The following is a 16500-nucleotide window of genomic DNA, read 5'->3' as shown; positions in this document are numbered from 1 at the left end:
GCAATGTCTGAGTCCCGCAAGACGGACGACAAGACGGACCATGCCTCGTCCCACACGCTTCTGGAAGGGCGGCTCGGCTACAAGCTCGAGTCCGCCCTTCTGGTGCGTGCGCTGACCCACCGTTCGTTCGCGTACGAGAACGGCGGTCTGCCCACCAACGAGCGGCTGGAGTTCCTCGGGGACTCCGTGCTCGGCCTGGTGGTCACGGACACGCTGTACCGCACCCACCCCGACCTGCCGGAAGGCCAGCTGGCCAAACTGCGGGCCGCGGTGGTCAACTCGCGTGCGCTGGCGGCCGTGGGGCGCGAACTCGAACTCGGCTCCTTCATCCGGCTCGGCCGGGGCGAAGAGGGCACGGGTGGCCGGGACAAGGCGTCCATCCTCGCCGACACCCTTGAAGCGGTGATCGGCGCGGTCTATCTCGACCAGGGCCTCGACGCGGCGTCCGAGCTGGTGCACCGGCTCTTCGACCCGCTGATCGAGAAGTCCTCGAACCTCGGTGCAGGCCTGGACTGGAAGACCAGTCTCCAGGAGCTCACCGCGGCCGAGGGCCTGGGCGTGCCGGAGTACCTCGTCTCAGAAGAGGGCCCCGACCACGAGAAGATCTTCACTGCTGCCGCCCGCGTCGGTGGTGTCTCGTACGGCACCGGCACCGGCCGCAGCAAGAAGGAAGCGGAACAGCAGGCGGCGGAGTCCGCGTGGCGCGCGATTCGCGCGGCCGCGGACGAACGCGCGGCGGCGGCGAAGGCCGCGGCCGAGGCGGGAACGGGAGAGGTCGCCGACCCCTCTCCGACCGTCCACCGGGCGTCGGCCTGACGGCCCGCACCCGTCGCTTCCCGGGAACCCCGCCCCAGGGCGGGGTTCCCGCATGTCCGGGTACCGGCCCCCGGTAGGGTTGAAGCGCCTGTCGACGACGTCCTGAGGAGTCCCGTGCCCGAGCTGCCCGAGGTCGAGGTCGTACGGCGAGGTCTGGAGCGCTGGATCGCCGGGCGGACCGTGACCGAGGTGGAGGTGCTCCACCCGAGGGCCGTGCGGCGCCACCTGGCGGGCGGCGCAGACTTCGCGGCCCGGCTGAAGGGGCAGCGGTTCGAGGTGGCGCGGCGGCGCGGCAAGTACCTGTGGCTGCCGCTGGCCGACACGGGGACCTCCGTCCTCGGCCACCTCGGTATGAGCGGGCAGCTACTCGTCCAGCCGGAGAAGGCCCTCGACGAGAAGCACCTGCGGATCCGGATCCGCTTCGACGACGCCGCCGGCACCGAGCTCCGCTTCGTCGACCAGCGCACCTTCGGCGGGCTCTCGCTCCACGACCAGACCCCCGACGGGCTGCCGGACGTCATCGGGCACATCGCCCGCGACCCGCTGGACCCCGAGTTCGACGACGCCGTCTTCCTGAGCGCGCTGCGCCTGCGCCGTACGACCGTCAAGCGGGCACTGCTCGACCAGTCGCTGATCAGCGGCGTCGGCAACATCTACGCCGACGAGGCGCTCTGGCGGTCCCGGCTTCACTACGACCGGCCGGCCGGGACGCTGACGCGACCGCGCGCGGCCGAGCTCCTCGGGCACGTCAGGGACGTGATGAACGAGGCGCTCGCCGTCGGCGGCACCAGCTTCGACAGCCTGTACGTGAACGTCAACGGCGAGTCCGGCTACTTCGACCGCTCCCTCGACGCCTACGGGCGGGAGGACGAGCCCTGCCGCCGCTGCGGTACGCCGATGCGGCGGCGGCCGTGGATGAACCGCTCCAGCTACTTCTGCCCGCGCTGCCAGCGCCCGCCGCGTGTGGCGCTGTAATGATGGCCGCGAGGCTCAAGCGGTGACCGGAGCCGCGCGCTGCGCGTCGTAACTCTGCCGCGCCGCCTCGATCTGGGGCATCCGCCCCTCCACCAGCTCGATCAGGCCGATCAGCCGCTCCGCGACCTCGCGGCCGAGCGGGGTGAGCCGGTAGTCGACCCGCGGCGGGTTGGTGGGCTGCGCCTCGCGATGGACGAGGCCGTCGCGCTCCAGGGCCTGCAGGGTCTGCGACAGCATCTTCTCGCTGACGCCGTCGATCCGTCGTCGCAGCTCGTTGAAGCGGAACGTCCCGTCGTGCAGCGCGCCCAGCGCCAGGCCGCCCCAGCGGCCCGTCACGTGTTCGAGCGTCCCGCGCGAGGGGCAGGCGCGCGCGAACACGTCGTAGGCGAGGTCGTCAGTCATACCGTCCATACCATCCACCGTACTCCCGCGCAGCGCTTACTTCCAGGGATGCGCTGTCGGTGAGTTAGTGTCCGCTGCCCTGCCCTGGCTGCGGCGGTACCAGCTCAGTAGCCGAAGTTCTGCGTCCACCAGGGGCCGCCGTCGCCGAAGTGGACGCCGACGCCCAGCGTGGTGAAGTCGCAGTTCAGGATGTTGGCGCGGTGGCCGTCGCTGTTCATCCAGGACTCCATCACGGCCGCCGCGTCCGCCTGGCCGCGCGCTATGTTCTCGCCGCCCAGACCCGAGACGCCCGCCTTCTCGGCGCGCTCCCACGGGGTGTTCCCGTCCGGGTCCGTGTGGTCGAAGAAGCCGCGGGCCGCCATGTCCGAGCTGTACGCCCCCGCCAGCGCGGCCAGCTGCGCGCTCGCGCTGACGGCGGAGCAGCCCACCTTGGCGCGCTCGGCGTTGACCAGGCGGACGACCTCGGCCTCGGCGGCCTCGGCCCGGTCGGCGGTGGAGGGGGCCGGGGTCTTCTCGACCGGGGCCTCGGTCGTCGGGTCCGGCTTCGGCGCGGGGGCCTTCGTGGAGGGTGCGACCGTGATCCTCGGCGTCGCGGGCACGGTCGGGGCGGGCTTGGTGGCCCTGGGGGCCTTGGGGGCGGCCGGCTTGGTCGGCGTCGGCGTGGGCGTCGCCTTCGGGGTCGGCTTCGTGGACGGGGTGGCCGACGGCTTGGCCGACGCCTTGCCGCGGTCCGTACCCGTGCTCGATCCCGTACGCGCGCCCGTGCCGTCGCCGGTGGGGGCGGACTCGCCCGTCGGGGTCTGGGTGGCCCCGCCCTGCGTCGTCAGCTCGGGGGCCTGCCTGGACTGGCTCGGCCGCTCGGTCGTGCCGGCGCTGCCGACCGTGAACGTGTCCCCGCCCGGTAGCAGGCCGGTGGCGACGGCGACGGCGCCCATCGCGACCGCGGCGGAGGCGCCGAGCAGGCCGGTGCGCACGGGCGCGCCGCGACGCCTGCGGCGGGCACCCCGGTGTCCGCGGTCCGTACCGGCCGCGTACTCTTCTGCGGCGGGTGCGGCTCCGGCGCGACGGTGGCGTCCCATCTGCTCTGCCTTCCTCTGCTGATGCTGCTGGGTGTGCTGGTTCGACCGGGCTTTGCTGGATCTTTGCTGATCTTTGCTGTCGGTTCCGTTCCGGACCGTCAGTCGAACAGTGCGCGCCCGAACGGGTGAGGCGTGTTCGGTCGGGACTGTAGCCCATGCGCGCCGGGGGTGAAGTGCTCATCGGGCAATCCGCCCGTTAGCGTGCAGTCATGAACGACGACGTACGGATGACCGCCTGGGTGCGCGGCCGGGTACAGGGAGTGGGCTTCCGCTGGTTCACCAGGGCAAACGCCTTGGAGATCGGCGGCCTGGTGGGCTTCGCCCTGAACCTCGACGACGGCCGTGTGCAGGTCGTGGCCGAAGGGGCGCGTGAGAATTGCCACCGCCTCCTCGCCTGGCTCCACTCCGCCGACACACCCGGGCGTGTGGACGGCGTCACTGAGATCTGGGCCACCCCGCGCGGCGGCTACGACGGCTTCGCCATCCGCTGAGGGTCTCCGGGCGGTGACCCCGTTCGGTGACCCAGAGGGGCGCGGGGCGGACAGGCGGTAACAGGCGTATGACGAGCAAAGCCCCTGGTGGTTGCCAAGAAGCGTCCGCCGTGGAAGGCTGCCCGGTAAGGATGATCGCGACGCCCTGAGGCACCGAGTCTGCGAGCCCCCGCCGCCCCCCGGGCGGCCCGGGACTCCTCGGTCGCCCCTTCGAACGGGGCGTGATCGTGTTGACCGTCAAACTTTTTGGTGAGACTCTGGAAGCCCCGCGCACCTTAGCTGTTTGGCAGTGGAAACCGGCACCACAGAGCAGTACTGCCGAGCACCGCGGGTGCGAATCCCTCACGACCCAACCGCTTCGGTCGGTCACTCATTGTGGAGGACCATCCATCATGGCAAAGGCGCTTCTCGGTTACGTCGGCGGCTCCGACCCGCGACTCCTCGCCGAGATGCGACGGCTTCAGCAGCGCGTCCAGGACCTCGAATCCGAGCTGGTACGGATCCAGTCCGAGAACGACTCGCTTGCCGCGGCCGCCGCTCATCACCAGGGAGAGTCGCTGCTGAACAGCATCGACCTCGACGTACCCCAGGCGGAGCCTGCGCTCACCTGACAACCCAGCCCCGCGGGGCCAGGTGGGAAACACTCACGCCGGCACAGCCGACCGGTACATCCGGTCCGGTACAGCCGACTGGTACATCCACGTCGGCGGAGCCGACCGCACCATCAGACCGGCAGAGCCGACCGGTAGATCAGGACGGCCAAGCCGGGCATGCAAGGGACGCTTCGGCGTCCCTTCTTTGTTTTACCCGTCGTTACCCCCACGTCCCACCCCTCTCCACCGAGGATCTGCCCTGCGCCTTCGCAGGTGAAACGCACGGGCCCCGGTAGAGTCCCCGGGGTGCACCTCAAGGCCCTGACCCTCCGCGGATTCAAGTCGTTCGCCTCGGCCACCACCCTGCGGTTCGAGCCAGGAATCACCTGTGTCGTGGGCCCCAACGGATCGGGCAAGTCCAACGTCGTGGACGCCCTCTCCTGGGTCATGGGCGAGCAGGGTGCCAAGTCGCTGCGCGGCGGCAAGATGGAGGACGTCATCTTCGCCGGCACCACCGGGCGCCCGCCGCTCGGCCGCGCCGAGGTCTCCCTCACGATCGACAACTCAGACGGCGCGCTGCCCATCGACTACGCCGAGGTCACCCTCACCCGGATCATGTTCCGCGGCGGCAGCAGCGAGTACCAGATCAACGGCGACACCTGCCGGCTGCTCGACTTCCAGGACCTGCTCTCCGACTCCGGCATCGGACGCGAGATGCACGTCATCGTCGGACAGGGACAGCTCGACTCCGTGCTGCACGCCGACCCGATGGGCCGCCGCGCCTTCATCGAGGAGGCCGCCGGCGTCCTCAAGCACCGCAAGCGCAAGGAGAAGGCGCTGCGGAAGCTCGACGCGATGCAGGCCAACCTCGCGCGCGTGCAGGACCTCACCGACGAACTCCGCCGCCAGCTCAAGCCCCTCGGCCGGCAGGCCGCCGTCGCCCGCCGCGCCGTCGTCATCCAGTCCGACCTGCGCGACGCACGGCTCCGCCTCCTCGCCGACGACCTCGTCCACCTCCAGCAGGCCCTCAACGCCGAGGTCGCCGACGAAGCGGCCCTCCTCGCCCGCAAGGAGGCCACCGAGACCGAGCTGCGTGCCGCCCTTGCCCGCGAGGCGGAGCTTGAGGCGGAGGCCCGCGCCCTCGTGCCCCGCCTGGAGCGCGCCCAGGAGAACTGGTACGGCCTCTCCCAGCTCGCCGAACGCGTCCGCGGCACCGTCTCCCTCGCCGACGCGCGCGTGAAGAGCGCCACCGCCGCGCCCACCGAGGAGCGCCGCGGCCGCGACCCGGAGGACCTGGAGCGGGAGGCGGCCCGGGTCCGCGAGCAGGAGGCGGAGCTCGAAGCCGCTCTGGAAGCGGCCGAGCGGGCCCTCGACGACACCGTCGCCCGCCGCGCCGAGCTTGAACAGGCGCTCGCCGCCGAGGAACGCCGCCTCAAGGACCTCGCTCGCGCCCTCGCCGACCGGCGCGAAGGTCTCGCCCGCCTCCACGGCCAGGTCAACGCGGCCCGCTCGCGCGCCGCCTCCGCCCAGGCCGAGATCGAACGGCTCGCCACCGCCCGTGACGAGGCGGGGGAGCGGGCGGTCACCGCCCAGGAGGAGTACGAACAGCTCCGGGCGGAGGTCGAAGGACTCGACGCGGCGGACACCGCACAGGCGGAGCGCCACGAGGCCGCCCGTCGCGAACTGGCCGACGCCGAGGCCGCGCTGAGCGCCGCCCGCGAGGCCGCCGGCGCCGCCGAACGCAGCCGCGCCGCGACCCGCGCACGACACGACACCCTCGCCCTCGGGCTGCGCCGCAAGGACGGCACGGGCGCCCTGCTCAGCGCCGGGCTCAGCGGAATCCTCGGCCCGGCGGCGGAACTCCTCACCGTCACCCCGGGGTACGAGATCCCCGTCGCCGCCGCCCTCGGAGCCGCCGCCGACGCGGTCGCGGCCACCGGGCCCTCCGCCGCCGTCGAAGCCCTCAGGCTGCTGCGCAAGCAGGACGCGGGCCGTGCCTCTCTGCTCCTGACCGGAGCCCCGGAACCGGAACCCCGCCCGGCGGCCGAAGGACACCCGTACGCCGCCGACCTCGTGCGAGGCCCCGCCGAACTCATGGGCGCCGTCAGCCGGTTGCTCGCCGGAGTCGTGGTCGTCGGAGACCTGGACGAGGCCGCCGAGCTGGTCAGGGCCCGGCCCGCGCTGACCGCCGTCACCGCGGAGGGCGACCTGCTCGGGGCCCACTTCGCGCGCGGCGGCTCCGCGGGGGCCCCGAGCCTCCTCGAAGTCCAGGCCTCGGTGGCCGAGGCCGCCGCCGAGCTCGACGAACTGGCCGTACGGTGCCAGGAGTCGGCGACGGCCCAGCGCGAGGCCGACGAGCGCCGCCGTACCGCCGCCGCACTCGTCGAGGAACTCGACACCCTTCGCCGTACCGCCGAGCGCGAGAAGTCGGCCGTGGCCAACGAACTCGGGCGGCTCGCAGGGCAGGCCAGGGCGGCGGCGGGGGAGGCCGAGCGGACCGCCGCGGCGGCCGCACGCGCCCAGGAGGCCCTGGAGAAGGCGACCGCCGAGGCGGAGGAGCTGGCCGAACGGCTCCTCGTGGCCGAGGAGGCCTCCGCTTCCGGGGACGGCGGGGACGAGGAGCCCGACACCGCGGCCCGCGACCGGCTCGCGCTCGACGGCTCCCACGCGCGCCAGACCGAGATGGAGGCACGGCTCCAGGTCCGTACCCACGAGGAGCGGGTCAAGGCGCTCGCAGGACGGGCCGACTCGCTCGACCGGGCGGCCCGCGCCGAACGGGAGGCACGCGCGCGTGCCGAGCAGCGGCGGGCCCGGCTGCGCCACGAGGAACGGGTCGCGGGCGCGGTCGCCGCCGGCGCCCGGAGCCTCCTGGCCCACGCCGAGGTGTCACTGGTCCGCGCCGAGCGGGAGCGGGTGGCGGCCCAGGCGGCCCGCGCCGACCGCGAGGAGGGTCTGACGGCCGCCCGGGCCCGGGGCCGGGACCTCAAGGCCGAACTCGACAAGCTGACCGACTCCGTCCACCGGGGCGAGGTCCTCGGCGCCGAGAAGCGGCTGCGGATCGAGCAGCTGGAGGCGAAGGCCCTGGACGAGTTCGGGGTGGAGACGGTCGCCCTGGTCGCCGAGTACGGCCCTGACCAGCCCGTGCCGCCGTCGCCGACCGTCGAGGGGGCCGGCGAGGGGCCGGAGGAGGGTGACGGCGCGGCTGCCGGGCCGCGCCCCTTCATCCGTTCGGAGCAGGAGAAGCGGCTCAGGGCCGCCGAGAGGGCGTACCACCAGCTCGGCAAGGTCAACCCGCTGGCCCTGGAGGAGTTCGCGGCCCTGGAGGAACGGCACCGCTTCCTCTCCGAGCAGCTGGAGGACCTGAAGAAGACCCGGACCGACCTGCTTCAGGTCGTGAAGGAGGTGGACCTGCGGGTCGAGCAGGTCTTCACCGAGGCGTACCGGGACACGGCCCGTGAGTTCGAGGGAGTCTTCTCGCGGCTCTTCCCGGGCGGCGAGGGCCGGCTGATCCTCACCGACCCCGAGAACATGCTCACCACGGGTGTCGAGGTGGAGGCCCGCCCGCCGGGCAAGAAGGTCAAGCGGCTGTCGCTGCTCTCGGGCGGTGAGCGTTCACTCACCGCGGTGGCGCTGCTCGTGTCGATCTTCAAGGCGCGGCCGAGCCCGTTCTACGTGATGGACGAGGTCGAGGCGGCGCTCGACGACACCAACCTCCAGCGGCTGATCCGGATCATGCGGGAGCTCCAGGAGTCCTCGCAGCTGATCGTGATCACGCACCAGAAGCGGACGATGGAGGTCGCGGACGCGCTCTACGGCGTTTCCATGCAGGGCGACGGGGTATCCAAGGTCATCAGTCAGCGGCTGCGCTAGCGGTTCGTTCAAGTGTTGAAGTCATGAGGGTGTGTCGTGCTCTTAAAGTCACACGACATCGCCTATTGACTTCGAAACTTGAAGGCATAGTCTCTGCAACGTTGCTTTTACCTTCACGTGGTGGGCGGCGTGAAGTTGTGCGCCACTGGAAGGGCTTTCCCCCCACCGAGGAGTCCATGTGACCAACACCGCGCAGGCGCCCACGCCGCCGCCTTCAGAAGGCCGAGCCGCCCACCCGGACCACCTCGGCCACGTCATCTTCATCACGGCCTCGGCCGCGATGGGCGGCTTCCTCTTCGGCTACGACAGCTCCGTCATCAACGGCGCCGTCGAGGCGATCCGGCACCGCTACGACATCGGCTCGGGCACCCTCGCCCAGGTCATCGCCGTCGCCCTGATCGGCTGCGCCATCGGCGCCGCGACCGCCGGCCGGATCGCCGACCGCATCGGCCGCATCCGCTGCATGCAGATCTCCGCCGTGCTCTTCGCCGTCAGCGCCGTGGGCTCCGCCCTCCCCTTCGCGCTCTGGGACCTGGCCCTCTGGCGGATCGTCGGCGGCTTCGCCATCGGCATGGCCTCCGTGATCGGCCCCGCCTACATCGCCGAGGTCGCCCCCGCCGCGTACCGCGGCCGCCTCGGCTCCTTCCAGCAGGCCGCGATCGTCATCGGCATCGCCATCTCCCAGCTGGTGAACTACGGCATCCTCCAGCTCGCCGACGGCGACCAGCGCGGTGAGATCGGCGGCCTGGAAGCCTGGCAGTGGATGCTCGGCGTGATGGTCGTGCCCGCCGTCCTGTACGGCATGCTCTCCTTCGCCATCCCCGAGTCCCCGCGCTTCCTCATCTCCGTCGGCAAGACCGACCGGGCCAAGGAGGTGCTCGCCGAGGTCGAGGGCCACGGCGTCGACCTCGACCGCCGCGTCGCCGAGATCGACCGGGCCATGCGCAGCGAGCACAAGTCGACGTTCAAGGACCTGCTCGCCGCCGGCGGCCGCTTCAAGCTGCTGCCCATCGTCTGGGTCGGCATCGGACTCTCCGTCTTCCAGCAGCTCGTCGGCATCAACGTCGCCTTCTACTACTCCGCGACGCTCTGGCAGTCCGTCGGCATCGACCCGTCGAGCTCGTTCTTCTACTCGTTCACCACGTCGATCATCAACATCATCGGCACCGTCATCGCGATGGTCCTGGTCGACCGGGTCGGCCGCAAGCCGCTCGCCCTCGTCGGCTCCATCGGCATGGCGGTCGCCCTCGCCTTCGAGGCCTGGGCCTTCTCCGCCGACCTCGTCGACGGCAAGCTCCCCGAGACCCAGGGCGTCGTGGCGCTCGTCGCCGCCCATGTCTTCGTGCTCTTCTTCGCCCTCTCGTGGGGCGTGGTGGTCTGGGTCTTCCTCGGCGAGATGTTCCCCAACCGGATCCGCGCCGCCGCCCTCGGCGTCGCCGCCTCCGCCCAGTGGATCGCCAACTGGGCCATCACCGCCAGCTTCCCGTCCCTCGCGGACTGGAACCTCTCCGGCACGTACGTCATCTACACGGTCTTCGCCGTGCTCTCGATTCCCTTCGTGCTCAAGTACGTCAAGGAGACCAAGGGCAAGGCGTTGGAGGAGATGGGCTGAACCCCGCTGCCCCGCTCCTCTTGCACGGAAACTGCCCCGGCCCGAGGCTCACGCCTTGAGCCGGGGCAGTACGCCGTCGGCCCAGATCCTCACGCCGTCAGCCGGGGCAGTACGCCGTCGCAGAAGAGCCGCAGGCTCCGCCAGCCCTCCTCGACCGGCATTCCGCCGCACAGCGGATGCAGCACCAGGCTCTCCAGACCGAGCGTCAGGCACTCCTCGGGCGTGACGACCCGGTACACCCCCTCCGCCCGCAGCTCCGCCACCGTCGTCGCGGCCGACCGCACCGCCGAGCGGATGTCCTTCGACTGCCAGGAGGCGTACGTCCTGGCCTCGTGCAGGAAGTGCTCCCCGTACGCGGCCCAGGTCCGGTCCGGGTCCTCCGACAGATGCAGCAGCGGGGTCTCCTCGGCCGGCATCATCGTCCACCCCTCCGTGCCGTACTCGGCGCACCGCTCCCGGTAGTACGCCTCGAGCTCCGGCAGGTGCGCGCTCGGGAAGAACGGCAGCCCCAGCCGGGCCGCCCGCCGCGCCGCCGCCCGCGACGAACCGCCGACCAGGAGCAGCGGATGCGGCTGGGTGCAGGGCCGCGGGGTGACCCGTACCGTACGCCCCTGATACGTGAACGGCTCCCCGGTCCACGCCGTGAGCAGGGTCTCCAGGAGCAGGTCCTGGAGCTTGCCGCGCCGGCCCCAGTCGACCCCGCGCTCCTCGTACTCCTCCGGCCGGTAGCCGATGCCGGCGACCGTCACCAGACGGCCCCGGCTCAGCAGGTCCAGGACCGCGATGTCCTCGGCGAGCCGCAGCGGGTCGTGCAGCGGCCCGATGATCGCCGAGACGGTGACCGCGATCCTCTCCGTGGCGCCGAAGACCGCGCCCGCGAAGGCGAAGGGGGAGGGCAGCCAGTTGTTCTCGACCCCGTGGTGCTCCTCGGTCTGGACCGTGTCGACCCCGTGGGTGTCGGCGTACGCGGCCATGGCGAGGGCGGCCCGGTAGCGCTCCGAGAGGGACTCCGGGGTGGCGCGGGGATCGACGAGGTTGAACCGTACGACTGTGAAGGGCATGGAAAGTCCCCCTCCGCGGGTGGGATGCCGGCGAAGGGGGACGGTATCTGACGCAGCGTCAGATGGAAACGGTCTCGCGCACCCCGGCGTCCTCGGCCGGAGCCTTCTCGGGCGTCCGCGGCAGTACGGCGTACAGCGCGCCGGCCACCACGATCGTCACCGCCCAGCCCAGACCGTTCCCGCCGATCCAGGAGGAGGCGAGCGGACCGGCGAACCAGTCGACCTTCGTGAACAGCAGGCCCACCAGCAGGGCAACGGCCCACGCCGTCATCGCCTGCCAGGCGAAACCGCCCCGGTACCAGTAGGCGCTGGTCCGCGTGGTGTCCATGAGCGCCACCGCGTCGTACGAGCGGCGCCGCAGCATGTCCACGCCGAAGACGCCGATCCACGCCGAGAACGCCACCGCGAGCAGCGTCAGGAACGAGATGAACGAGCCGATGAAGCTGGTCGCCACCACCATCAGCAGGAAACCGAAGACGAGGCTGATCACCGCGTTCACACTGACCGCCGCCGCCCGCGACACCTTGATGCCGAGCGTCTGCGCGGTGAACCCGGCCGAGTACATCGACATCGAGTTGATCAGCAGCATCCCAAGGAGGGCGATCACCAGGTACGGCACGGAGATCCACATCGGGAGCAGCTCACCGATGAAGGAGACCGGGTCCTGCGCCGAGGCCAGATCCGGCGTCGACACCGCCATCACCGCGCCCATCAGCACCATCGGAAGGACGACGATCCCGGCGCCGCCGACCGTCGAACCGACCATCGCCTTCGAGGAGGCCGTACGCGGCAGATAGCGGGTGAAGTCGGGGCCCGACGGGACCCAGCTGATGCCGCCGGCCGCGATCGTGCCGATGCCCGCGATCATCATCGCCGTCGAACCGGCCGGCTTGTCGAAGACCGCCGACCAGTCCGTGTTCGCCACCAGATAGACCAGGACGAGCACCGAGAAGGCGCCGAAGAGGTACGTGGACCACTTGCTGCACACCCGCAGCGCGTTGATGCCGAGCCCCGAGACCAGGAAGGTGCAGGTGACGAAGAGCAGCAGCGTCACCACGATGAGAAGCGTGTTCGACTTCACGCCGAAGAGCAGGTCGAGCACGGTGAGCACCGCGTAGGCGCCCGTCACCGCGTTGATGGTCTCCCAGCCCCAGCGGGCCACCCAGATCAGCGCCCCCGGGAAGAGGTTTCCGCGCTGGCCGAACACGGCCCGCGACAGCGCCATGCCCGGCGCCCCGCCCCGCTTCCCCGCGATCGAGATCAGGCCGACGATCCCGTACGAGAGGACCGGCGCGGCCACCGCGACGGCCAGGACCTGCCAGAAGTTCAGGCCGTTGAAGACGATCAGGCCGGCGCCCATCGTGAGCAACAGCACACTGATGTTGGCGGCGACCCAGGTCGGGAAGAGCTCGCGGACCCGGCCGGTCCGCTCGGCGTCGGGGACGGGTTCGAGACCGCGGGTCTCCATGGCGCCGTCGTGCGTCGCGCCTGCGGCTTCGGAGGCGTCGTGGGGCATGGGGTACTCCGTACACAAGTGGGGGGACCCACCCAGCGTACGTGCTCCGCTCCCGGGCGCTTCGTGGCCGATACTGGTGGGGTTATGGGAATCGAAATCCTCATCCTTGCCGTCGTCATCGCCGTCGTCGCGCTCGGTGTGACCAGCGGGCTCGTGATCAGCGGCCGCAAGAAGAAGCAGCTGCCGCCGGCCGAGCCGCCGTCCACCGCGCCGACCATCACCGCTCCGCCCGCCGAACCTCACGTCGGCGACGAGGCGGAGACCCCCCGGGAGGAACCACGCCGCACGGTCGAGGAGGTCCCGCTCCCCGCCGAGGAGGCCGTCGAGACGCCGGCCGCCGTCGAGGACCCCGTCGTCGCCGAGCCCCCGGCCCACGAGATCGAGGTCCCGGAGCCCACCGCCGGCCGTCTCGTCCGGCTCCGGGCCCGGCTCGCCCGCTCCCAGAACTCGCTCGGCAAGGGGCTGCTCACGCTCCTGTCCCGCGAGCACCTCGACGAGGACACCTGGGAGGAGATCGAGGACACCCTCCTCACCGCCGACGTCGGCGTCGCCCCCACCCAGGAGCTCGTCGAGCGGCTGCGCGAGCGGGTCAGGGTGCTCGGCACCCGCACCCCGGAGGAGCTGCGCGGGCTGCTCCGCGAGGAGCTCGTCACCCTCCTCGGCCCCGACCTCGACCGCCAGGTGCACACCGAGAGCCCCTCCGACGTCCCGGGCGTGGTCATGGTCGTCGGCGTCAACGGCACTGGCAAGACCACCACCACCGGCAAGCTGGCCCGCGTCCTCGTCGCCGACGGCAAGTCCGTCGTCCTCGGCGCCGCCGACACCTTCCGCGCCGCCGCCGCCGACCAGCTCCAGACCTGGGGCGAGCGCGTCGGCGCCCGGACCATCCGCGGCCCGGAGGGCGGCGACCCGGCGTCGATCGCCTTCGACGCCGTCAAGGAGGGCATCGCGGAGGGCGCCGACGTCGTCCTCATCGACACCGCGGGCCGCCTCCACACCAAGACCGGTCTCATGGACGAGCTCGGCAAGGTCAAGCGGGTCGTCGAGAAGCACGGCCCGCTCGACGAGATCCTCCTCGTCCTCGACGCCACCACCGGCCAGAACGGTCTGATCCAGGCCCGTGTCTTCGCCGAGGTCGTCGACATCACCGGCATCGTGCTCACCAAGCTCGACGGCACCGCCAAGGGCGGCATCGTCATCGCGGTCCAGCGCGAGCTGGGCGTCCCGGTCAAGCTGATCGGCCTGGGCGAGGGCCCGGACGACCTGGCCCCCTTCGAGCCGGGCGCCTTCGTCGACGCACTGATCGGCGACTGAACCCCGGTCCACGCGCACGCGTGAGGGCCCCCGCCGTATACCGGCGGGGGCCCTCGGCGTATGCCTCAGAAGTGCGTGCGGTGTGCCTCAGAAATGGGTGCGGTGGCAGATGTACGCCAGAGTGCCCAGCAGCAGCCGGGCCTGCGGGGGCGCGCCCGCCGTGTCGAGCGTCGGGGGCCGCAGCCAGCGCACCGGACCGAGCCCGCCCAGGTCCGACGGGGGAGCGGTGATGTGGCTCCCGGGCCCCAGGCAGTGCAGGTCAAGATCGGCGTCGTCCCAGCCCATCCGGTACAGCAGCTGCGGCAGCTCCGCCGCGGCGCCCGGCGCCACGAAGAACCGCGCCCGCCCGGTCGGCGTCGCGCACACCGGGCCCAGCGGCAGCCCCATGCGCTCGAGCCGTACGAGCGCCCGCCGACCCGCCGCCTCCGCGACCTCGATCACGTCGAAGGCCTTGCCCACCGGCAGCATCAGGGCCGCGCCCGGGTACTCCGACCATGCCTTGGCCGCGTCGTCGAGACCGGCTCCCGCGGGGACCGGCTCCGCGAAGGAGAGGGGGTGAGCGCCCGGGGCCGTGCACGCCGGATCCCCGCAGGAGCACTGGCCGGAGGCGGCCCGCGCGCCGGGGACCACGTCCCAGCCCCACAGTCCCGTGTACTCGGCCACCGCTGTGCACTCCGTGGTGCGTACGCGGCGGCGTGCGCCGGACCGCATCTCACGAATGCCGCCGATCGTGAAACCCATGTCCCCTCCAACGGGTCGAGCGCGCCGGTGGTTACGACCCGGAGCGCCGTCGTCACCTCTCGTCACGGTCCGTCGCCACCGATTGGCGCGCGGTCGCTCGTGGGGTGGTGCGGGCCGGTGCGCGCGCCTCTCCGCGCATCCGTGCGCCGACTCCGGTTCGTCGCATGTCAAGTGAATCGCGTTCCACGGGCGGCGAGTTCATTCGAAGGGGTGGCGAATGGTGGCGTTTCTTGAAACGCCCTCGTGGAGCGGTGATCGTAGGATTACTTTCGGTACTCGAAACCTGGGACCGCATGCGCACGCGGGTATGCCGGAGGCAACCAGGTTTCCAGTTCGAAGGAGTGCGAACGCCGGACGGGTGCCGCAAGAGGCGGCATTCTGATAGGGGTTCGCAGGACAGACAATCAGGTGGATGGGGGCGTTCCAGTGGGCGGCAACGGCGCAGACGGTACGACTGCCGGCAAGCGCCCGAACGAGCAGCTGGGCTCGTGGTTCGTGCGCAGCGGCTGGTCGAAGGGCGAACTGGCGCGGCAGGTGAACCGCAGGGCGCGCCAGATGGGCGCGCACCACATCTCCACCGACACCTCGCGGGTGCGCCGCTGGCTCGACGGCGAGCAGCCGCGCGAGCCCATCCCGCGCATCCTCTCCGAGCTGTTCTCCGAGCGCTTCGGCTCCGTCGTCGCCGTCGAGGACCTCGGCCTGCGCGCCGCGCACCAGTCGCCCTCCGTGTCGGGCGTCGACCTGCCCTGGGCCGGGCCGCAGACCGTCGCCCTGCTCAGCGAGTTCTCCCGCAGCGACCTCATGCTCGCCCGCCGGGGCTTCCTCGGCTCCTCCCTGTCGCTCGCCGCGGGCCCCGCCCTCATCGAACCGATGCAGCGCTGGCTCGTCCCCACCCCCGTCGGCGACAACCAGCGGCCCGACACCGCCGCCGACGCCCGCCGCCCCAACCGGCTCTCCGAGATCGAACTCGACCTCCTGGAGTCCACCACCGCCATGTTCCGCAAGTGGGACGCCCAGTGCGGCGGCGGACTGCGCCGCAAGGCCGTCGTCGGCCAACTCCACGAGGTCACCGACCTCCTCCAGGAGCACCAGCCGGCCGCCACCGCCAAGCGCCTCTTCACCTGCGCCGCCGAACTCGCCGAACTCGCCGGCTGGATGAGCTACGACGTGGGCCTCCAGCCCACCGCGCAGAAGTACTTCGTGCTCGCCCTGCACGCCGCCAAGGAAGCCGGCGACAAGCCCCTCGGCTCGTACATCCTGTCCTCGATGAGCCGCCAGATGATCCACCTCGGCCGGCCCGACGACGCCCTCGAACTCATCCACCTCGCCCAGTACGGCAGTCGAGACTGCGCCACCGCGCGCACCCAGGCCATGCTGTATGCGATGGAGGCCCGCGCCTACGCCAACATGGGCCAGCCCTCCAAGTGCAAGCGGGCCGTCCGGATGGCCGAGGACACCTTCGCGGACGTCGGCCTCGACGGCGAGCCCGAGCCCGACTGGATCGGCTTCTTCTCCGAGGCCGAGCTCAACGGCGAGAACTCCCACTCCTACCGCGACCTCGCCTACGTCGCCGGGCGCTCCCCGACGTACGCCTCGCTCGCCGAGCCCGTCATGGAGCGGGCCGTCGAGCTCTTCGAGAAGGACCCCGACCACCAGCGGTCGTACGCGCTCAACCTCATCGGCATGGCCACCGTGCACCTCCTCAAGCGGGAGCCCGAGCAGTCCGTCGTCCTGGCGGAGAAGGCCCTCGGGGTCGCCCGCAGCATCCGCTCCGAGCGGGTCAACACCCGGCTCCGCAAGACCGTCGACCACGCCGCCCGCAACTACAGCGACGTCGCCGAGGTCGTCCAGCTCACCGACCGGCTCACCCAGCTGCTGCCCGAGGCCGCCGAAGCGGTCTGACCCCCCGGCCCGGCTGCCCGGGCCCGCAGAGACCCCGGCCGCGCCGGACGTCCCGTACTGCCCGACTCGGCTCCCCCGCCGCCAGGTCACACGGACGCCGACGCGGCCGGTTCTGCCTGTCGCCCGGA

Annotated in this window: 13 protein-coding genes; 8 read left to right on the top strand and 5 right to left on the bottom strand. The window is 71.7% G+C overall.

Annotated elements, in window-relative coordinates; genetic code table 11:
- Positions 1-3: 3 nt before the first annotated feature.
- Positions 4-816, top strand: coding sequence for a ribonuclease III (gene rnc, locus ABT034_RS14575; protein WP_351214913.1), 813 nt, complete (start codon positions 4-6; stop codon positions 814-816).
- A gap of 114 nt (positions 817-930) precedes the next feature.
- Complete coding sequence (gene mutM / locus ABT034_RS14570) at positions 931-1791, top strand: bifunctional DNA-formamidopyrimidine glycosylase/DNA-(apurinic or apyrimidinic site) lyase (RefSeq protein ID WP_351214911.1); 861 nt, start codon at positions 931-933, stop codon at positions 1789-1791.
- Between the two features lie 15 nt (positions 1792-1806).
- On the opposite strand, the gene ABT034_RS14565 is transcribed toward mutM, so the two are convergent.
- Together ABT034_RS14565 and ABT034_RS14560 are read right to left on the bottom strand one after the other, a co-directional pair.
- Positions 1807-2202: a winged helix-turn-helix transcriptional regulator gene (locus ABT034_RS14565; protein WP_351214909.1), complete on the bottom strand. Its 396-nt coding sequence runs from the start codon at positions 2200-2202 to the stop codon at positions 1807-1809.
- Between the two features lie 95 nt (positions 2203-2297).
- Positions 2298-3272, bottom strand: a complete 975-nt coding sequence (locus ABT034_RS14560) for a CAP domain-containing protein (protein ID WP_351214907.1) — start codon at positions 3270-3272, stop codon at positions 2298-2300.
- A 209-nt stretch (positions 3273-3481) separates the two neighbouring features.
- On the opposite strand from ABT034_RS14560, the gene ABT034_RS14555 reads away from it, so the two are divergent.
- The 4 genes from ABT034_RS14555 to ABT034_RS14540 all read left to right on the top strand — a co-directional run bounded on the left by ABT034_RS14555 (position 3482) and on the right by ABT034_RS14540 (position 9838).
- A complete protein-coding gene (locus ABT034_RS14555; RefSeq protein WP_030206330.1) occupies positions 3482-3763 on the top strand; it encodes an acylphosphatase in 282 nt (93 codons plus the stop codon).
- Positions 3764-4155: 392 nt separating this feature from the next.
- Positions 4156-4374: a hypothetical protein gene (locus tag ABT034_RS14550; RefSeq protein ID WP_030206333.1), complete on the top strand. Its 219-nt coding sequence runs from the start codon at positions 4156-4158 to the stop codon at positions 4372-4374.
- A 288-nt stretch (positions 4375-4662) separates the two neighbouring features.
- Positions 4663-8226, top strand: a complete 3564-nt coding sequence (gene smc, locus ABT034_RS14545; RefSeq protein WP_351214904.1) for a chromosome segregation protein SMC — start codon at positions 4663-4665, stop codon at positions 8224-8226.
- A gap of 178 nt (positions 8227-8404) precedes the next feature.
- Complete coding sequence (locus ABT034_RS14540; RefSeq protein ID WP_351214902.1) at positions 8405-9838, top strand: sugar porter family MFS transporter; 1434 nt, start codon at positions 8405-8407, stop codon at positions 9836-9838.
- Between the two features lie 89 nt (positions 9839-9927).
- On the opposite strand, the gene ABT034_RS14535 is transcribed toward ABT034_RS14540, so the two are convergent.
- Together ABT034_RS14535 and ABT034_RS14530 are read right to left on the bottom strand one after the other, a co-directional pair.
- Positions 9928-10899: an LLM class flavin-dependent oxidoreductase gene (locus ABT034_RS14535; protein ID WP_351214900.1), complete on the bottom strand. Its 972-nt coding sequence runs from the start codon at positions 10897-10899 to the stop codon at positions 9928-9930.
- 58 nt (positions 10900-10957) lie between these two features.
- Entirely contained in the window at positions 10958-12415 is a 1458-nt protein-coding gene (locus tag ABT034_RS14530) for a cytosine permease (RefSeq protein WP_351214898.1), read from the bottom strand.
- Between the two features lie 90 nt (positions 12416-12505).
- Here ABT034_RS14530 and ftsY point away from each other — a divergent pair, with 90 nt between their 5' ends.
- Positions 12506-13729: a signal recognition particle-docking protein FtsY gene (ftsY, locus tag ABT034_RS14525; protein ID WP_351215032.1), complete on the top strand. Its 1224-nt coding sequence runs from the start codon at positions 12506-12508 to the stop codon at positions 13727-13729.
- 87 nt (positions 13730-13816) lie between these two features.
- On the opposite strand, the gene ABT034_RS14520 is transcribed toward ftsY, so the two are convergent.
- On the bottom strand, positions 13817-14470 hold the full coding sequence (locus ABT034_RS14520; RefSeq protein WP_351214896.1) for a bifunctional DNA primase/polymerase: 654 nt from the start codon (positions 14468-14470) through the stop codon (positions 13817-13819).
- Between the two features lie 426 nt (positions 14471-14896).
- On the opposite strand from ABT034_RS14520, the gene nsdA reads away from it, so the two are divergent.
- Entirely contained in the window at positions 14897-16372 is a 1476-nt protein-coding gene (nsdA, locus tag ABT034_RS14515) for a transcriptional repressor NsdA (RefSeq protein WP_351214894.1), read from the top strand.
- Positions 16373-16500 lie beyond the last annotated feature (128 nt).

This window comes from Streptomyces sp. NPDC002773 (genome assembly GCF_040295605.1).
Lineage (GTDB): Bacteria > Actinomycetota > Actinomycetes > Streptomycetales > Streptomycetaceae > Streptomyces.
This window is presented reverse-complemented; position numbering and strand designations above follow the sequence as displayed.